Source organism: Streptomyces sp. NPDC006655 (assembly GCF_040703965.1).
Lineage (GTDB): Bacteria > Actinomycetota > Actinomycetes > Streptomycetales > Streptomycetaceae > Streptomyces.
In genome coordinates this window covers 1-19,209 of sequence record NZ_JBEYJU010000103.1, presented here as the reverse complement: position 1 = coordinate 19,209, position 19,209 = coordinate 1, and the positions used below count along the sequence as shown (strand labels likewise).

Genomic DNA, 19,209 nt, shown 5'->3' with positions numbered 1-19,209 from the left:
GCGGGGGGGCTTCCTACGGCGCAGCGGCACGGGTGTCGGCGAGGGCTTCCACGGCTGCGGCGACCCGCCGGGGGTCGGAGATCATGGTGAGGTGGCGGGCCCGGGGGATCAGAGTGGGCGGTGGTGCGCCGATGCGGCGGGCGGTCTGCTGCGGGGTCTGCTCGCTGAACACGTCGTCCTCGGCGCCGAACACGACGGACTTGGGTATGCGGAGGGCGGCGAGTCGGGCCACCTGACCGACGGGGAGACCGGGTACGCCCTGACCGAGCATGTTCCACAGCGCGGCCTCCGCGCCCGGCACCCGCAGCGGCCGACGCCACTCGTCGACCCCGGCCGCGTCCAGACGCGGGCAGGCCGGGCCGCACTGGGCGTCGTAGAAGGAGCGGATCAGCCGGTCGACGCCGAGGCCGAGCCGCAGCAGGCTGGTGCGGTACGGGTCGACCAGCAGGTACTTGGCGGCGGACGGCGGACCGGCGCCGGTGTCCAGGGCGTCCCCGTCGAGCAGCATCACGCTTCCGATCCGCCCCGGGGCACGCAGGGCCGCCTCCGCGACGACCGCGGCACCACTGGAGTGGCCCACCAGCAGCGGGCGTTCGCCGGGCCCGCCGAGGTGCACGGCGCTGAGGAAGCCCAACAGCTGACGGGTGAGATGGTCGACGGTGTAGGGGCCGCGGCGTTCGCTGTACCCGTCGCCGGTCAGGTCGAGCGCGTAGACCCGGTGATCGCGGGCGAGGAGCGGAGCCAGGCGCGCCCAGGTGTCCGCCTGCTCGAAGGCGCCGTGGACGAGGACGACCGGCGACCCGCTCGTGCCCCAGGTCCGGTACCGCGTGCGGATGTCCGCCGCCTGCACGTAGCGCAGCCCCTCGGGAGGCGCGGCACGCCCCGCAGTGAACGCGTTGAAGACCAAGGAGGCCATGGTCACGACCGCCAGCGCGAAGGCGCTGACGGACACCACGCGCCGCGACCACCATGTCAGGCGCCCCCGGCGGCACGGCGGTGCGCTCCGCGCCACGTCGGCGGGCGCCGGCCGGGATGCGGCCGGCCCGGCCTGAGATCCGGATTCCACGTCGATTCCCTGTCCGTCCTCGTCGGCGGTCCGACGGTCCGTGCCAGGGCATGCTCGCACAGCGCGCGCACGACCCACCCGTCTCCCCTGCCGGTGACCACCCCCGGCCGGCGCCCTGAGGGCACCCTCGACTCAGAAGCCGGGGAAGACCCGTCGTAGGTCGTCCAGCGTCAGTGCGCCCCCGGTGAGGGTCACGCTCGTCGGGGTGTGCGCGGGGGCGTGACGGCCGGTCGTGAGGCGCAGCCACCACTCGGCGGGCGCGCTCAGGACCGCGTCGGGCTCGGCCGGTGCGTCGCCGAGCGCGACCGCCTCGTCGAGGGTGAGTCCGAAGGACCTGCCGGGATCCGTGGTCCGTACCGTGAGGCGGACGGGACGGCCGTCCACGGCGTCGGCCCTGCCGAGGTGGCCGATGAGCAGACCGGCCTGGTCGAGCAGGGGCTCGGTCGCGTCCGGCGCCAGGACGGCCGCCGGATCGAAGGCGACCTCGATGTCCCAGGTGTGGAAGGTGAATTCGCTGAGCCGCAGGCCCGCCGCCGTGGCCACGTCCACGGGTACCGGCAGGAAGCCGAGGTCGATGCGCAGCGTCTCACGGGTGTGCGTGTCGAGCTTCTCGTAACGGCTCACCAGCGCCTCGTTGGCGGGGACGAACCCCTCGGCCCGTTCGGCCGGGGACATCGCGTCCCAGCGCGCCCACACGGACTTGTTGAAGTCCATGTCCTTCGGGCCGGTGCCGTCCAGAGCCCCCTCGAGGAGGGCCAGGGTGATCTCCGCACCGCTGCCGAGGTGGCTGAGCACCTGCGACAGGTCCCACTCGGCGGCTCCGGACCCCTTGGTGAGGTCGGCGGCGGCCAGGCCGCGCGCCCGTGCGGCGAGGTGGTCGTGTCCGCTGCGCAGCGCGGCGATGATCCGGTCGGCACGTTCAGTCATCGGTGTCTCCAGGGTGGTGGACGGCTTACGCCTTGAAACTACCGGCAGTCGTGAGAGCGACGCTGTGTAATGAACTCGCGAAAGTTTGACGGACGTTGCGTGGACTGACGAGAATCTGGATCACTCACTGCGTCCTGAGTGAGCCATGTGACGCGGGTGACCACGTCAGGGACCCCGGCCTTCGGGTGTCCCGACCACTCGCGCACGACCACCTCCCACACCTTTGATTCCGCAGAGGCAGATCTTGACGCACTCCTCACGTGCCAGAACGGCGGCCGCACTGGCCACCACCGCCTTCCTCGCCACCGCTCCGCTCCTCGGAGCGACCTCGGCGAGCGCCACCACCGGGGGCGGCTGCCAGTCCGCCACCGTGCAGTACCGCATCGTCGACGGCGACGGAAAGCCGGTCGGCGCCGACTGGACCTCCCAGGGCGGCTTCCACCAGTGGACCGCCGTCCCGGGCACCGTCGAGGTGCGCCTGGCCCCCGGTCAGCAGGTCGGCGCCGGCTGCACGTACCCGGTCTCGCTGGCCGAGTACACCACCGAGGGCTCCAACTGGTACACCTCCGGCCACCAGACCCTCGTCGACCACGCCACGGTGTACCTCACCTCCGCCGACCAGGCCGGCGCCGACGACGCCAAGCGGACCTGGCAGAAGCTCTCGGTCAGGACCCCGGACTGCTACGGGCAGATCGATCTCTACGGCGACGACGTCGTCTACGACGGCAAGACGGGTGACGGCCACGGCCCCGCCCCCTACCAGCCCGGCAACATCGTCACCCCCTACCACCTCATCGCCGCATGGAACGGGGGCGACAAGGCCTGCACCCCGGACCAGCCGGACTCCCCCACCCCGACGCCCTCCCCGTCGACGCCCGCCGGTGCGAGCACGCCCCCGGCGAGCCAGCCGCCCGCCCAGAGCACGACGCCGCCCACCACCCCCACGCCCGTGACCTCCACCACCCCGCCGACCACCTCGCACGTCCCGCCCATGCAGTCCGCGCCTCCCACGAGTCCTGCGCCCTCGCCCAGCCGGAGCACCCCGCCGCTGGCCGAGACCGGCTCCAGCGCGCCGGTCGGCCTGATAGCCGGTACCGCCACCGCGGTGATCGCCCTCGGTGGCGGGGCGATGTACCTGACCCGCCGCGCACGCCGCTCGTGACGGCAGCCGCGGGTAGCGCCATCGCCCCGTGAGGGGTGGGGCGTGACGTCGGCTCCGCCGGGCCCGGCACCCCGGACGACCCCGGGAGTACCGGCCGGCGGAGCTGACGGGACGGCGGGAGGCCGCAGCGCGCTTCCTGACCACGCGTGCCAACGCGCGGAGCCCGTCCGCAGTGTGCGGACGGGCTCCGTGACCGAGCGCCGGGCAGGCCTTGCACCTGCATTTCCCCGCAGGAAGCGGGGTGTCTTTCCTTGGACCACCGACGCAGCGGCAGCCGACCGGGTTCGGTGACCGCCTCAAGATCAATCATAGCCCATGGGGAGCCCGGTCGCGCGCAGCGGTCATCCGGGTGTCGACGTCACGTCCGGGTTGCCGTAGTAGGCGTCGGGGCCGTGTTTGCGGGTGTAGTGGCGGTCCAGGAGGTGGGGGGGCGGTGGGGCGGCCGGGGTGAGGCTGAGGGTGTGCAGGGCGATGTCGGCGACGGCCTCGCAGATGACGGCGTGTTCGAGGGACTTGCGGGCGGTGGCGCCCCAGGCGAAGGGGCCGTGGCCGGCGACGAGGGCGGCGGGGACCTCCACCGCCCTCCGGTCGTTCTTGAGCGTGTCCACGATGACACGGCCGGTGTTGTACTCGTAGTCCTTCGCGCACTCCTCGGCGGTGAGATCGCGGGTGACGGGGATGGGGCCGTTGAAGGTGTCCGCGTGGGTGGTGCCGAGGACCGGTATGTCGCGGTGGGCCTGGGCGAAGGCGACGGCGTGGGTGGAGTGGGTGTGGGTGACCCCGCCGACGGAGGGGAACGCAAGGTAGAGGCAGCGGTGGGTCTCGGTGTCGGTGGAGGGGCGCAGGTCGCCCTCGACGACGGCGCCGTCGGAGAGGCGGACGGTCACGAGGTGTTCCAGGGCGAGGTCCTCGTAGGGGACGCCCGAGGGTTTGATGACGAAGACCCCTGCCTCGCGGTCGACTCCGCTGACGTTGCCCCAGGTGAGGGTGGCGAGGCCGGCCCGGGGAATGGCGAGGTTGGCCGCCAGGACCTCCTGCCGCAGGCCGTCGCGGACGGTGATGCTCATGGTCCTTCTCCTTCGAGCCGGTGCCGCGTCACAGGGACTGGGCGAGTCGGTGGTAGGCGGCGTTCCAGCGGATCTCCTTGGCGAGTTGCTCCACCGTGGTGTCCTCGCCGATGGTGAGCAGTTCGACCCCGGTCATGGCGGCGTAGTCGGCCAGGGTCTCGATGTCGACGGCCGAGCTGAGCACGGTGTGGTGCGGGGCGCCGGCGAGCAGCCAGCTCTCGGCCGATTCCGCCAGCGAGGGGCGTGGCTTCCACACGGCCCGGGCGACGGGCAGTTGGGGCACGGGCTCGGTGAGGGGCACGACGTCGACCTCGTTGGCGGTCAGCCGGAACCGGTCGCCGAGGTCGGAGAGGCCGACGACGACGGCGGGTCCCTCGGCCGCGTCGAAGACGAGGCGGACGGGATCCTCGCGGCCGCCGATGGACAGCGGGTGGATCTCGCACCGGGGACGGTCGGCCGCGACGGAGGGGCAGACCTCCAGCATGTGGGCGCCGAGGATGCGCGGCGTGCCGGGGCCGAGGTGGTAGGTGTAGTCCTCCATGAAGGTGGTGCCGCCGGGCTGTCCCTCGCCCATCACCTTCATCACGCGGAGCAGGGCGGAGGTCTTCCAGTCGCCTTCGCCGCCGAACCCGTAGCCGTCGGCCATGAGGCGCTGGACGGCGAGTCCGGGCAGCTGGCGCAGGCCGCCGAGGTCCTCGAAGTTGGTGGTGAAGGCCGTGAAGCCGCCCTCGGTGAGGAAGGTGCGCAGGCCGATCTCCTGCCGGGCGGCGTACAGCAGGGAGTCATGGCGGATGTTGCCGGGCCGCAGGGCCGGGACCATGTCGTATGACTCGATGTACTCGGCGGCGAGGTCGGCGGCCGCCTTGTCGTCGACGGCGTCCACGGCGGCGACCAGGTCGTTCACGCCGTAGGTGTTCACGGAGAAGCCGAACCGCAGCTGTGCCTCGACCTTGTCGCCCTCGGTGACGGCGACGTCGCGCATGTTGTCACCGAAGCGGGCCAGGCGCAGGGTGCGGGCGGCGTGCCGGCCGGCGGCGGCGCGGGCCCAGGCGGCGACGCGCCCGACGACCCTCGGGTCGGTGGCGTGTCCGGCGACGATCTTGCGTTCGATACCGAGCCGGGACTCGATGTGGGCGAACTCGCGGTCGCCGTGGGCGGCCTGGTTGAGGTTCATGAAGTTCATGTCGATGCTCGACCAGGGCAGCGACAGGTTGTACTGGGTGTGCAGGTGCAGCACCGGCCGGTCCAGCGCGCTCAGGCCGGCGATCCACATCTTGGCCGGGGAGAAGGTGTGCATCCACACGATCACGCCCACGCAGTGGTCGGAGGCGGTGGCCTCCTGGCACAGCCGGCGGATCGACTCGGCGTCGGTGAGGACCGGCTTCCACACGATCCGCAGCCGGATCGGGTCGGCCGCGTCGAGTCTCTCGGCGATCGCCCGGGACTGGTGGGCGACCTGGTCCAGCACTTCCTCGCCGTACAGTCCCTGGCTGCCGGTGAGAAACCAGATCTCCTGGCCGGCGGACGGCATTTCGGGGGCGGTCATGACGGTTCCTTTCGGTGGAGCGGGGCGCGGGCGTGTCGATGGAGAGGGGGGTGCGGGCGCGTCGGCGGAGCGGGGTGCGGGCGTGCGGAGGAGCGCTCAGACGGATGCCTCGGCGCGGATGCGGCGCAGGCGGTGCATGACGTCGTTGGCGCCGCGCCCGAAGTAGTCGTGCAGCAGCCGGTACTCCTCGTAGAGGCGGTCGTAGGCCGCGGCGCGGTCCGGGTCCGGCCGGTACACGCCCCGGTCGGCCTTGCCCATGGACCGGGCGGCGGCCTTGATGTCGGGGTACGCACCGGCCGCCACCGCGGCGTGCATCGCCGCGCCGAGGGCGGGGCCCTGGGTGGAGCCGATGACGCCGAGCGGGCGCCGGGTGACGTCCGCGTAGATCTGCATCAGCAGCGCGTTCTTCGTCAGCCCGCCGGCGACGACGAGTTCCCCGACCGGGACTCCGGAGGTCTCGAAGGCGTCGATGACGGTGCGGGTGCCGAACGCCGTCGCCTCCAGCAGCGCGCGGTAGACGTCCTCCGGCCGGGTCGACAGGGTCAGTCCCACGACCGCACCGCTCAGATCGTGATCGACGAGCACCGAGCGGTTGCCGCTGTGCCAGTCCAACGCGATCAGACCGTGCTCGCCCACCCGCTGGCCGGCCGCGAGCGCCGTCAGGTGCTCGTGCGGATCCCGGCCCAGCGCGGCCGCCTGTGCGGCGTAGTCGGCGGGCAGGCCGGTGCGCACGAACCAGCCGAAGATGTCTCCGACACCGCTCTGTCCGGCCTCGTACCCCCACAGACCGGGCAGGATGCCGCCGTCGACGACACCGCACATGCCGGGGACCGTGCCGTGCTGGTCGGAGCTCATCACGTGGCAGGTGGAGGTGCCCATGATGGCGACCATCTGGCCGGGCTCCACGGCTCCCGCCGCGGGTGCCGTGACATGGGCGTCGACGTTCCCCACGCAGACCGCGACGCCCTCGGGCAGTCCCGTCCACGCCGCCGCCTCGGGCGTCAGGTGCCCGGCCTTCGCGCCCAGCGCGCCGATCGGGTGCTCCAGTTTCCCGGTCACGAAGTCGGCGAAGGCGGGGTTGAGTGCCGCGAGGTAGGCGCGTGAGGGGTACGCGCCGTCCTGGTACTGGCCCTTGTAGCCGGCGGTGCAGGCGTTGCGCAGGTACGTGCCGCACAGCCGCCAGACGATCCAGTCCGCCGCCTCCAGCCAGCGCTCGGTGCGGTGGTAGATCTCCGGGTCCTCCTCCAGGACCTGCAGCGCCTTGGCGAACTCCCACTCGGAGGAGATCTTCCCGCCGTACCGCCCCAGCCACGGCTCCTTGCGCTCGGCGGCCAGCGCGTTGATCCGGTCGGCCTGGCCCTGGGCGGCGTGGTGCTTCCACAGCTTGACGTAGGCGTGCGGGCGGCCCGTGTACTCGGGCAGTTCGCACAGCGGGGTGCCGTCGGCGAGCACCGGCAGCACCGTGCACGCGGTGAAGTCCGTGCCGATGCCGATCACCTGCTCGGACCGCACTCCGGCGGCCGCGAGCGCCTCGGGCACCGCGTGCCGCAGCACGTCGACGTAGTCCGACGGCACCTGCAGGGCCCAGTCCGGTGGCAGCCGGGTGCCGTCCGGCAGCTCCCGGTCCAGGACCGCGTGCCGGTACGCGTGCTCGGCCGTGCCCAGCTCCGCGCCGTCGCGGACGCGGACCACCACGGCCCGTCCCGACAGTGTCCCGAAGTCCACTCCCACGACGCAGGGTTCGGGGTTCCCCGCGGTCTCGTCCCCGGCGTTCACCATCATCAGCCTCCTCCACACAGCGGTATTCGATATGTCGACCGTCGTTCGGTCGGGTGCCGACGCCGACCGGGCTTCGTGCGCCCTGGTCTGCGGAGCCGAGCGGGTGCTAGGCGCGGCTCCTGCCGAAGTATCGGGCGCGTGCCCGGTCGAGCAGGATGGCGACGCCGAGGACCGCGCCCTGGACGACCTGCTGGTCGTAGGGGCTGACCTTGAGTGCGAGCAGACCGTTGGTGATGAACTCCAGGAGGATCGCGCCGGCCGCGATGCCGGCGATGCGGCCCTCACCGCCGGACAGCGACATCCCGCCGACCACCGCGGCGGCGATCGCGGTCAGTTCCCAGCCGGCGCCGACCGACGGGTCGGCCACGTTCATGCGCCCGATCACCAGGACGCCCACCACACCGGCGAGCACCGCGCTGGCGATGTAGGTGGAGGTGATCCTGCGGGCGGTCGGGATGCCGGCCAGCCGGGCGGCCTCCTTGTTGCCGCCGACCGCGTAGATCTGCCGGCCCACGTAGGTGCGTTCCAGCACGAACCAGGCGACGGCGGCCGCGCCGACGAAGAACAGCGCGGGGACCGGGACCTCGCCGATGTAGTACTGGCTCAGGTTGCTGAACATCGGGTCGAGGTTGTTGATGGGCGAGCCACTGGTGATCGCGAGCGCGGTGCCCTGGGCGACCGTGTAGGTGACCAGGGTGATCACGAAGGGCGGCACGTTGAGGCGGGTGACCATGACCCCGTGCCAGAGGCCGACCGCGCCGCAGATCACCAGGGTGAACAGGATGGCGAGGGGCGCGGGCAGGCCCTCGTTGACGTTGAACCAGGCGGCCAGGATGCCCGCCAGGCCGGCCAGCGCGCCCACCGACAGGTCGATGCCGCCGGTCAGGATGACCAGCGACTCGCCGATCGCCAGGATGCCGACCTGGGACAGGTCGCGCCCCATCACCTGGAGGTTGCCCACGGCGGTGTACGTGTCGGCGTTGGCGGCGATCCCGGCGAACACCAGCACGCAGGCGATGATGACGCCGGCCTCCGGGGAGGCGGCGAGCCTGCGGGCGAGGTGGGACACGGCCGGACGCTGCTTCGGCGCGGCCTCCTCGGGGACGAGCGTGCTCTGCGCGCTCATGCTGTGGCTCCGTTCGTGAGGTGTTCCTGGTCGGTCGTGTCCCGAACGGCCCCTTCCGGCGCGTTCGCGGTCGTCCCGGCCGCGGCCGTCATGATCCGTTCCTTGGTGGCGTCGGCCCGGTCGATGACCGTGGCGACCCGTCCGTGGTTCATCACCGCGATGCGGTGGCAGATCCACAGCAGTTCCTCCAGTTCGGAGGAGGCGACCACGACACCCATGCCTTCCTGGGCCGCGCGGTCGATCAGCTGGTAGATCTCCGCCTTCGCGCCCACGTCCACGCCGCGCGTCGGCTCGTCGAGCAGCAGCAGGCGCGGCTCGGCGGCGAACGCCCGCCCGAAGACGGCGCGTTGCTGGTTGCCGCCGGACAGCGAGCCGATCGGCTGCTCCACCGACTGCATCCGCACGTTGACGTTCTCGGTGATCTTCCGGGCCTCGGCGCGTTCCCGGCCCGGTCCGAGCAGGCCCCGGCTGCTGATCCGCTTGAGCACCGAGACGACGACGTTGGAGCGGATCGACGCGAAGAGGACCAGGGACTGTTCCTTGCGGTCCTCGGGGATCAGCGCGATCCCGGCCGCCACCCCGTCGCCCGCGCCCTTCGGGTGGTACGACTCGCCGCCCAGCCGCATCCGGCCGCCTGTCGAGGGCTGCGCGCCCGCGATCGTGTGGACCAGGCGGCTGCGGCCCGAGCCCATCAGCCCGGCCACGCCCAGGATCTCGCCCTCGCGCACCTCCAGGTCGACCGGTCCGAGACCGTCCGCGGTCAGGCCCTCCACCTCCAGCAGGACCGGGCTGGTGGCCGGTGGTGCCTTCGGTTCGCCCTGCGCGACCTCGCCGCCGACCATCTCCCGGATCAGCCGTTCCTCGGTGGCCTCCGCGGGTTCGAGGTCGGCCACCAGCCGGCCGTTGCGCAGCACCAGGACACGGTCGCTGACCTGCCGGACCTCGTCGAGCCGGTGGCCGATGAACAGCACCGTGCCGCCGCGTGCGGCCAGTTGCCGGGCCAGGGCCAGCACCATCTCGGCCTCGACCGGCCCGAGGGAGGAGGTCGGCTCGTCCAGGATCAGCAGCCTGGGCTCGCGGCCCCAGGCCTTGGCGATCTCGATCATCTGCCGGGTCGGCACCGGAAGGGTGCGGACCTCCCGGCCCACCGGGATCGTCTTCGCGGACAGGCCGATCTCCGCCAGCATCGCCTTCGCCTCGGCCCGCTGTGCGGCTCCGTCCACCAGGAACCGCCGTCTGGACTGGCGCGGGCGGCGCCCCAGCAGCAGGTTCTCCGCCACCGAGAGCTGTCCTACCAGTGGGAACTCCTGGGAGACCATGGCGATGCCGAGCTGACCGGCCGCCTCGGTCGATCCGGCGACGAGCGGTTCGCCGTCGATGAGGATCTCGCCGCCGTCCCGGTGGACCGATCCGGCCAGCGTGCCCATCAGCGTGGACTTCCCGGCGCCGTTCTCGCCGACGACGCCGACCACCTCACCTGCGTAGAGGTCGAGTTCCGGCAGGTCCAGGACGCGCACCGGTCCGTAGGACTTGTGCACCCCCCGCAGCCGCGCGGTGACCGCGCGGCTCGGGGTGTTCTCCGCGGCCGTCATGCTCAGCCGATCCCGAGCTGCGACTCGAGGGACTGGTACGCGCTCAGGTCGGACTTGGTGACCAGGCCGACGCCGGAGCTCAGGGTCGAACCGTCCTTCTCCAGGTAGGGCTTGACGAGCGCCATCGTCTTGTCCTTGCCGAGCACCTTCTCCGCGGCCAGGAGGTACGCCCCGGTGTAGCCCTGCTGGTACGGCATCTGCACGACGGTGCCGGAGATCACGCCGGACTGGATGAACTTCAGTGTCTGGGCGTCGGAGTCGTCCGAGACGATGTGCACCGAGGCCGTCTTGCCCGCCGAGGTCACCGCCTGCGCCAGCGCGGGGCCGTCGTAGGAGTACACGCCGTACAGGCCGTTGACGTCGGGGTTGTTGGCGAGGATGGTCTCGGCGTCCGAAGTCGCCGTGCTGGCCTGGAGGTTGTCGTTCACCTTCTGGGCGACGGTGATCTGGGTGCCCTTGAGCGCGTCCTCGAAGCCCTGGATGCGCTGGGTGGCGTTGGACGCGGTGAGCGAGCCGACCAGGATCGCGACCTTGCCCTTGCCGCCCAGCACCTGCTTCATCGCGGTGCCCGCCTGGAAGCCGGCGGTGTAGTTCGGGGTGCCCAGGTAGAGCGAGGCGGCGTCGGTGCCGGGCAGCGGCGAGTCGATGGCGAGGACGCTGATGCCCTTCTGGACGTCGGTGTGGATGGTCCCCGCGGCCGAGGTCGGGTCGATAGCCGAGATCGAGTAGCCGGTGACCCCCTGCGAACGCAGGGTCTCCAGCTCGGAGTTCTGCTCGGTCAGCTTGCCGTTGGGCGGGGCGAAGTACGTGCACTTGCTCTTCGCGATGCCGAGGTCGGAGCAGCCCTTGAGGAAACCGACCTGGCCGGCCTTCCAGTAGTCGGCGGCCACGTTCACGACCATCGCGATGTCGACCTTGGAGAGGTCCTTGCCGGCCAGCGCGGACTTCAGCGCCGCGTCGAGCTTGGCGAGGTTGGTCTGGTTGAAGGTGACCGAACCGGCCAGCTTGACCGGGGCCGCGCCGGCGCTCGCGGAGCTCGACGAGCCGCCCGAGCCGGTGGAGGTGGAGCTCCCCGAGTTCTTGGAGCAGCCTGCGGCGGCGAGCGAGATGATCACAGCGGTCGCGACGACCGCGGTGCGGGACGTTCTGCTACGGACCATGATTGATCAGCGCCTTTCTGGACGTGTCGGGGTGACGTGACGAGGTGATGTGGCGGGATGACGTGTCGGGATGACGTGTCGGGATGACGTGTCGGGGCGACGTGTCGGGTCGGCCCGGAGGAGTCCGTGGTCGGGAGCGGAGGTGGTGCCTCGGTGACGGCCGGTGGTCGCACCGGTCCGCGGGCATGCCGGTGCCCGGTCGGCAGGCGGCGGAAGGTGTGGCCGTCCCCTCGGGCGCGGTGCGTGGTGACGGGCGCCGTGGTGATCGGCGGTGGCCGGTCGGGCCGGGCGCGGTACGGGCGTACGGGCGCCGGCCCGAAGGGCCTGACGGTGATGCGGGATTCGGGGGCCGACCGCTCGGGGCGGTGGGCCGGGGCGGAGCTGTCGTGACCGGGGGCCGTCACGGCCGGTCGCTCACGGCCGGTCGCTCACGGCCGGTCGCTCACGGCCGGTGTGCGGCTCCGCTCACGGCACGTCGCTCACAACGGGCCCCGGTCACCCGGGAGTCGGTGCCGTGTCGGTGGTCACGGCCGGATCCTTCGTGGTCACGCTGCCGGTGCGGCTGTCATCTCGGACTCCCTTTTCGGTGGCGGGCGCGGGTCGCCGAGGTCCGCACCACGAGACTGGGCGGTATGACGATGTGGGGTGTCTCGCCGGACGCCGGGATCCCGGCGTCCGGATCACCGACGATCTCGATCAGCGCCCGCAGGGCACGCCGGCCGAGCTCGTCGAAGTCCTGGCGGACGGTGGTCAGCGACGGGCCGAAGTACTCGGTCTCCGGCATGTCGTCGAACCCGACGACGCTGATGTCCTCGGGCACCCGGTGCCCGGCCTGCTGCAGGGCCCGCAGCAGGCCGAGTGCCAGGTGGTCGTTGGCACAGAACACGGCCGTGACCTCGGGGTCGGCGGCGATCCTGAGGCCGTGCTCGTATCCGGTACGGGCCGTCCAGTCGGCACCGGCCAGCGGTGCGGGCACGGGAGCCCCCCGCTTCTCCAGGGTGCCGCGCCAGCCGGCCTCGCGTTCCTGCGCGTCGAGCCAGGAGCGCGGCCCGACCAGGTGGTGCACCGTGCGATGACCGAGGTCGAGCAGGTAGGAGGTGGCGAGCTCGGCACCCGCCTCGTTGTCCACGGCGACCGAAGCCAGCGCCGTGTGGGTGCCGCAGCCGACGGCGACCAGGGGGACGTCCGCCGGCACGCTCGCCAGGGCGCCCACCGCCGGGGTCTGCGGCGCGATGACGACGATCCCCTCCACGCCCTGGTCCCGCAGCCGGTCGACGGCGTCCAGCACCGAACGCCGGTCGAGGGTGCCGACGGCCGCCACGATGACGAAGTACTCGTGCTGCCTGGCCGCCTGTTCGATGCCGTAGAGCATGCAGGCCGGGCCGTACAGCGTGGTGTTGAAGCTGACCACGCCCAGGGTGCGGGTGCGGCGGGTCGCCAGGGTGCGGGCGGCGGCGTTGGGGCGGTAACCGAGCTCGCGGACGGCGGCGAGCACCCGCTCCCGGGTGGCGGGCCGCACGTTCGGGTGGTCGTTGAGGACCCGTGAGACCGTCTGTTGCGAGACGCCCGCGATCCGGGCCACGTCCGTCATCACAGGTGCGCGATCGCCGTCCATGCTCCCCCTCCTCACGCGCCGTCAGGTGTCGGATCGGGCTGCTTCTCCGATGGGATTCTCCGGTGGAGCGGCGGGCCGTGACGAATTGTTAGCGCACACATTCCGAGGGGGTCAAGGCTGTTGCGGCCCCGTGCTCCGGCGGTTCCCGGGCCGCCCACGAAGTCCTAAAGGCGGTCCTGAACTGGCGATATGTACTCGGTACGCGGCCTCCGCGGGCATCACGGCGCAGCTGGGTAAACAGACTGCACAGCTTCTGTTTCCGCACTCTTGACTGTTCGGCGGTGTTGACCGCGTATTCATCCCCCCGTAAAAAGACGGAGTCGCGAGACCGGTCGTTCACTCGCCGACCACGCGAGAACGACATCGGCACCAGTCTCAAGCCCCCGGCTTGAGCAACCCGTTTGACCTGCTGATACGTAGTCAGCAACGCAGCCCGAACCGGAGCGGTGGACAGTCCGGCCACCTCCACGGCCATCGCTCCTCCCCGTAGCTCGGACGCATGACCGCGTCCGAGGGGCCGAATTGTTAGCGCACTCAAGCCCATCCCTCCGAAGCCGGCGCTGCCGGACGGGAGAAGAACGCAACGACGGAAGAGGTGCACCGTGAAAGGTCGAGTGACAGGCCGTCGCCCGAGAGAGCTCCTGCTGGCGATGGGCGCGGTCATGGCCCTGGTCGGGGGCATCCTGGCCGGGGTCGTCGGCTTCGCGGGCACGGCCCAGGCCGCTTCGTCCCTGCCCTGCGACGTCTACGCCGCCGCGGGGACACCGTGCGCCGCGGCACACAGCACGACACGGGCGCTCTACGGCTCGTACAGCGGCTCCCTCTACCGGGTCAAGCGGGCCTCGGACGGCGCGACCGCCGACATCGGCGTCCTCAGCGCCGGTGGTTACGCCGACGCGGCGGCACAGGACTCCTTCTGCTCCGGCACGACCTGCGTCATCACCAATATCTACGACCAGAGTTCGCACCACAACGACCTGGCCGTCGAGGGGCCGGGCGGCAACGGCGGGCAGGACGTCGGCGCGATCGCCGACGCCCTGCCGGTCACGGTCGGCGGCCACGCGGCGTACGGCGTCTTCGTGTCCGCGGGCGTCGGCTACCGCGACAACAGCACCACGGGCATCGCCACCGGCAGCTCTCCCGAGGGCGCGTACATGGTCACCAGCGGCCACCACGTCAACAACCGGTGCTGCTTCGACTACGGCAACGCCGAGACGTCCACGAACGACACCGGCAACGGCCACATGGACGCCATCAACTTCGGCACGGAGTGCTGGTTCTCCCCCTGCTCCGGTTCGGGTCCGTGGGTCCAGGCCGACCTCGAGAACGGGCTGTTCGCCGGCGCCAACGGCTCCGACACCGGCAACAAGGGGAACTCGAGCGAGTACGTCACCGCGCTGGAGAAGAACAACGGCACGACGACCTACGCGATCAAGGGCGGCAACGCCCGATCGGGCTCCCTGACCACCTGGTACAGCGGAGCCCTACCAGACATCGGCGGATACACCCCTATGTCGAAGGAGGGCGCCATCGTCCTCGGCACCGGCGGTGACGACAGCAACGGGTCCGACGGCTCCTTCTTCGAGGGCGTCATGACCTCGGGCTACCCCACCGACGCCGCCGACAACGCCGTACAGGCGAACATCGTGTCCGTCGGCTACACCACCCCGACCGCCGCCTTCCCGGTGGCCGGCACCGCCTACCGGCTGACCAACACCAACTCGGGCAAGGTCCTGGACGCGGTGAACTGCGGTACGGCGAACGGGACCGCCGTCGACATCTGGGCCTCGCTCGGCAACACCTGCCAGCAGTGGAGGTTCACGAGCGCGGGCAACGGCCACTACACCGTCACCAACGTCAACAGCGGCACGGTCCTGGACGACAAGAACTGCGGGCAGGGCAACGGCACGGCCGTCCAGCTGTGGGCCTCGCTGGGCAACACCTGCCAGCAGTGGGACGTCACCAAGGTCGGCAGCCACTACACGCTCACCAACGTCAACACCGGTATGACGCTGGACGTCGCCGACTGCGGAACGGCCAACGGCACCGCGGTCCGCCAGTGGCAGCAGCTCGACAACACCTGCCAGCAGTGGAACATCGCCCCCTGACCCCGACCCCGACCTGCCGACGGCCACGCCGCCCTCCCCGGCGGCGGACCGTCGGCCCGCTCCCCACCTTTTTGAGCAAAGGAACCCCCGCATGTCCTCAGAAGCCGGACCGTCCCGCAGAACCGTCCTGACGGCCCTCGGTGCCGCGTCCCTGGCCGGGCCCTTCGCGGCCGCCGTACCCGCCGCCGCCTCCGGGCGCACCGGCCGGACAGCCACGGCCACCACCGCCGCGGAACTCCCCGCCGCGGCCGCGCACTGGAGCTTCGACGAGGGCTCCGGCACTTCGGCCGCCGACTCCTCGGGCAACGGCCGGCCCGCGACCCTCCAGGGTGCGGCCGGCTGGGGCACCGGCAAGGTCGGCGCCCACAGCCTGAGCCTCACGGCGGGCGGCAACGCCACCGCCTCCGGACCGGCACTGGACACCTCCAAGGCGTTCTCGGTGGCCGCCTGGGTCAACCTCGCCCAGCTGGGCGGCTACCAGACCGCCGTCAGCATCGACGGCAGGTCCGTCAGCGCCTTCTACCTGGGGCTGCGCGACGACACCGGGACCTTCGCGTTCGCCCGGCTCCCCTCGGACGCCACCCAGGCCGCCGCCGTCGCGGCCGCCGCCTCGGCGCCCGCCACCGGCACCTGGACCCACCTGGTCGGGGTCAGCGATCCCACGGCGGGCGTCACCCGCCTGTACGTCGACGGCGTACTCGAAGGGCAGACCGCCTACACCGCGGGCTGGGCCGGCACCGGCGACACCGCGGTCGGCCGCGCGCTCTACGGCGGCGGGCACGTCGACCAGTGGCACGGTCTCATCGACGACGTGTGGCTGTTCCCGGCCGCCCTCACCTCCGACCAGGTCGCCACGCTGGCCGGGGTACCGGTGGAGACGACGACACCGCTGCTGAGCGTGGACGTGGCCAACCCCGCGCACGCCGTGTCCCCCATCCTCCCCGGCCTGATGTTCGAGGACATCAACCACTCCGGCGAGGGCGGCATCTACGCCGAACTGGTCCAGAACCGCTCCATGATGGCCAGCGACAGCACACCCGTGCACTGGTCCGCGGTCGGCGGCACGACCCTCGCGCTCGACACCGGCACGCCCCTCAACGACGTCCTCGACCGGTCCCTCAAGGTCGTCCTGCCCGGCGGCACCGGCGCCGGGAACCGGGCCGGGGTGGCCAACGACGGGTTCTGGGGCATACCCGTACGGCCCCGGACCACCTACACCGCCCGCCTGTTCGCCAAGGCGTCGCGCCGTGTCGGCCCGCTGACGGTGGCGATCGAGTCGGCGGACGGCGCGACGGTGTACGCCTCCGCACGGGTGCCCCACATCGGTACCGCGTTCCGCGACCGCCCCTTCGAGCTGACCCTGCGCACCGGCTCACGCACCCCCGTGGTGGGCGACGCGAGGCTGACCGTCACCACGGCCGACCCCGCCGCCGCGGGTGAGACCCTGTGGCTCCAGCACGTCTCCCTCTTCCCGCCCACCTACCGCGACCGCCCCAACGGCCTGCGCGTGGACCTGATGGAGAAACTGGTCGCGCTGAAGCCGAAGTTCCTGCGCTTCCCCGGCGGCAACTTCCTCGAGGGCAACACCATCGCGACGCGGTTCAACTGGAAGAACACCATCGGCCCGGTCTGGGAGCGCCCCGGCCACATGGACGACGCCTGGGGGTACTGGTCCACCGACGGACTCGGACTCCTCGAATACCTGGAGTGGGTCGAGGACATGCACGCGCAGCCCGTCCTCGCCGTCTTCGCCGGCTACACCCTGAAGGGCGAACACGTCACCGGCGACGCGCTCACCCCGTTCGTCCAGGACGCGCTCGACGAGATCGAGTACGTCACCGGCCCCGTCACCAGCACCTGGGGCGCGAGACGAGCCGCCGACGGTCATCCGAAGCCGTTCCCGCTGGAGTACGTGGAGATCGGCAACGAGGACTGGTTCGACTCCTCCGGGTCCTACGACGCGCGGTTCACGGCCTTCCACGACGCGATCAAGGCGAAGTACCCGCACCTGAAGCTGATCGCCACGACGACCGTGACCAGCCGCACCCCGGACCTGATCGACGAGCACTACTATCTCGCGCCGTCCGCCGCGCAGGCCGCCACCCACAAGTACGACAACCGGGACCGCGGTTCGACGAAGGTCTTCGTCGGCGAGTGGGCCGCGCAGGAGGGGCGCCCCACGCCCGACCTGAATGCCGCGCTGGGCGACGCCGCCTGGCTGGCCGGCCTGATCCGCAACTCGGACCAGGTGCTGATGGAGTGCTACGCGCCCCTCTTCTCCCACGTCAACAACAACGTGTGGGCGACCAACCTGATCGCCTACGACAACCTCACCAGCTACGTCTCCCCCAGCTACTGGGCGCAGCAGATGCTGACGAGCAACCTGGGCCGCACGGTCCTCCCGGCCACCGCCCGCGCGCTGCCCGGCCTCGCCACCGTGGCCACCCGCTCCGGGAACCGCCTCTACCTCGCGGTCGTCAACTGCGGGACGGAGCAGGCGAGCGTGCCGATCGAACTGAAGGGACTGCCGAAGGGGGTCAGGCGGCACGCCACCGCCACCGTCCTGACCGGCCCGTCGCTCACCGCCACCAACACCCTGACCGAACCCACCGCGCTCACGCCGAGGAAGACCACCGTCACCGGCGCGGCGGCAGCGTTCACCAGCACCCTGCCGCCGCTCTCCGTCACCGTCCTGGAACTCACCCTGACCTGACACCCGCCCACCGGATGACCGGCCGGCTCGTGTTCGGACACGAGCCGGGCCAGGGCCTCGGCCGTGGGACTCAGTTCTTCTTCAGCTCCTGCGCGAGCATCACGAGGATGCCGCTGGGACCGCGGACGTAGGTGAGCTTGTAGACGTCCTCGTAGGTCGCCACCCCGCGCAGCGGACGGCATCCGTGCCGCGCGGCGGTCTCCAGGGCTGCGTCGAGGTCGTCGACGGAGAAGGCGACGCGATGCATGCCGATGTCGTGGGGACGGGTGGGCTCCGACTCGATCGCTTCGGGGTGGATGTACTCGAAGAGCTCGATGCGACCGTGACCGTCCGGTGTCCGGAGCATCGCGATCCTGGCGTGATTGCCGTCGAGGCCGACGGCCGTGTCGGCCCAGTCACCGCTGACCGTGTCACGGCCGACGACCGTGAGACCGAGGTCGGTGAAGAAGGAGATCGCTGCTTCGAGATCGCGCACGGCGATGCCCACGTTCTCAAGTCTGATGGCCATGCGCCGGATGCTACCGAGACCACAGGCAGAGCTTCTCGGCTCCGGAGGTCATAATGTCGGGATCTGTCATGGAGGGCTTGATGAGCTTACAAGACGCCTACCTGGGCGCCGCGGAACGGACACTGGTACTGCTGGAGGCTCCGGAAGTCGCCGCGGCGTGGGAACAACCCAGTGCCTTGGCCAAGTTGACGGTGGGTGGGCTGGCCGGCCACCTCGCGTACCAGATCCTGAGTGTCAGCGCCGTGCTGCAGGTTCCCGACTCGGCCCCGCAGGAGCCCCCGCCCCAGGATCCGCCGATCCCGCTGCTGGAGCACTACGCCCGAGCCGCCTGGATCGACGCACCGCTGGACGGGGAGGTCAACGCCGGTATCCGGGCCAAGGGCGAGGGGGTCGCGGCGCAGGGCGCGTCGTGGTTGGCGAAGCTCGCCCGCACCTCGTTCGCCGAGCAGCAGACCAGGCTCGCGGGGTGTGCCGGGGAGCAGGCCGTGTTCCTGCCGCAGACGGGGTGGTCGCTGCGCCTGGACGACTTCCTGGTCACCCGGATGCTGGAGCTCGCCGTGCACATGGACGATCTGGCCGTGAGCGTGGGTCTGGCCGCCCCGGAGCTCCCGCAGGAGGTCTTCGACCCGGTGGCCGCGCTGTTGGTCCGGCTCGCCGCCCGGCGGCACGGCCAGGCCGCGCTGCTGAGGGCTTTCACCCGGGTGGAGCGGGCCCCCGCGACGGTCAACGCGATCTGACTCCGCGCGGGAGGCCGCCCCGGCCGGGCCCGTCGGGTGGCCTCGGTTAGGGCCCTTCTGATGGATCTCCGCGGCGTCGCGACGCCCGGCACGCACGCTCGAC

The 19,209-nt window shown here is 71.5% G+C and carries 14 protein-coding genes; 4 read left to right on the top strand and 10 right to left on the bottom strand.

The features are described from left to right. Positions 1-13: 13 nt before the first annotated feature. Together AB0958_RS37305 and AB0958_RS37300 are read right to left on the bottom strand one after the other, a co-directional pair. On the bottom strand, positions 14-955 hold the full coding sequence (locus AB0958_RS37305) for an alpha/beta hydrolase (RefSeq protein ID WP_366894924.1): 942 nt from the start codon (positions 953-955) through the stop codon (positions 14-16). A gap of 243 nt (positions 956-1,198) precedes the next feature. Continuing rightward, complete coding sequence (locus tag AB0958_RS37300) at positions 1,199-1,993, bottom strand: maleylpyruvate isomerase family mycothiol-dependent enzyme (protein WP_366894923.1); 795 nt, start codon at positions 1,991-1,993, stop codon at positions 1,199-1,201. 244 nt (positions 1,994-2,237) lie between these two features. On the opposite strand from AB0958_RS37300, the gene AB0958_RS37295 reads away from it, so the two are divergent. Then, on the top strand, positions 2,238-3,155 hold the full coding sequence (locus tag AB0958_RS37295; RefSeq protein WP_366894922.1) for a hypothetical protein: 918 nt from the start codon (positions 2,238-2,240) through the stop codon (positions 3,153-3,155). 341 nt (positions 3,156-3,496) lie between these two features. On the opposite strand, the gene araD is transcribed toward AB0958_RS37295, so the two are convergent. The 7 genes from araD to AB0958_RS37260 form a co-directional block, all read right to left on the bottom strand. After that, positions 3,497-4,222, bottom strand: a complete 726-nt coding sequence (araD, locus tag AB0958_RS37290) for an L-ribulose-5-phosphate 4-epimerase AraD (RefSeq protein WP_366894921.1) — start codon at positions 4,220-4,222, stop codon at positions 3,497-3,499. 28 nt (positions 4,223-4,250) lie between these two features. Beyond that, positions 4,251-5,768, bottom strand: a complete 1,518-nt coding sequence (gene araA, locus AB0958_RS37285; protein WP_366894920.1) for an L-arabinose isomerase — start codon at positions 5,766-5,768, stop codon at positions 4,251-4,253. 96 nt (positions 5,769-5,864) lie between these two features. After that, positions 5,865-7,547 (bottom strand): ribulokinase, encoded by a 1,683-nt coding sequence (gene araB, locus AB0958_RS37280; RefSeq protein WP_366894937.1) that lies wholly within the window; start codon positions 7,545-7,547, stop codon positions 5,865-5,867. Between the two features lie 106 nt (positions 7,548-7,653). Further along, on the bottom strand, positions 7,654-8,673 hold the full coding sequence (locus AB0958_RS37275; RefSeq protein ID WP_366894919.1) for an ABC transporter permease: 1,020 nt from the start codon (positions 8,671-8,673) through the stop codon (positions 7,654-7,656). Continuing rightward, a complete protein-coding gene (locus AB0958_RS37270; RefSeq protein ID WP_366894918.1) occupies positions 8,670-10,265 on the bottom strand; it encodes a sugar ABC transporter ATP-binding protein in 1,596 nt (531 codons plus the stop codon). Before AB0958_RS37270 ends, AB0958_RS37275 begins: the two co-directional genes overlap by 4 nt. A 2-nt stretch (positions 10,266-10,267) precedes the next feature. After that, entirely contained in the window at positions 10,268-11,425 is a 1,158-nt protein-coding gene (locus AB0958_RS37265; RefSeq protein WP_366894917.1) for a substrate-binding domain-containing protein, read from the bottom strand. 565 nt (positions 11,426-11,990) lie between these two features. Continuing rightward, positions 11,991-13,040 carry a LacI family DNA-binding transcriptional regulator gene (locus AB0958_RS37260; protein WP_366894915.1) on the bottom strand — a complete coding sequence of 350 codons (1,050 nt, stop codon included), beginning with the start codon at positions 13,038-13,040 and terminating at the stop codon, positions 11,991-11,993. Between the two features lie 662 nt (positions 13,041-13,702). Between AB0958_RS37260 and AB0958_RS37255 the strand changes: the two genes are divergently transcribed. Beyond that, positions 13,703-15,148 carry an arabinofuranosidase catalytic domain-containing protein gene (locus tag AB0958_RS37255; protein WP_366894936.1) on the top strand — a complete coding sequence of 482 codons (1,446 nt, stop codon included), beginning with the start codon at positions 13,703-13,705 and terminating at the stop codon, positions 15,146-15,148. Between the two features lie 91 nt (positions 15,149-15,239). Next, on the top strand, positions 15,240-17,861 hold the full coding sequence (locus AB0958_RS37250) for an alpha-L-arabinofuranosidase C-terminal domain-containing protein (RefSeq protein WP_366894914.1): 2,622 nt from the start codon (positions 15,240-15,242) through the stop codon (positions 17,859-17,861). Positions 17,862-17,931: 70 nt separating this feature from the next. Here AB0958_RS37250 and AB0958_RS37245 read toward each other — a convergent pair whose 3' ends face one another. Next, a complete protein-coding gene (locus tag AB0958_RS37245; protein WP_366894913.1) occupies positions 17,932-18,369 on the bottom strand; it encodes a VOC family protein in 438 nt (145 codons plus the stop codon). 80 nt (positions 18,370-18,449) lie between these two features. Here AB0958_RS37245 and AB0958_RS37240 point away from each other — a divergent pair, with 80 nt between their 5' ends. After that, positions 18,450-19,106, top strand: coding sequence for a hypothetical protein (locus tag AB0958_RS37240; RefSeq protein ID WP_366894912.1), 657 nt, complete (start codon positions 18,450-18,452; stop codon positions 19,104-19,106). Positions 19,107-19,209 lie beyond the last annotated feature (103 nt).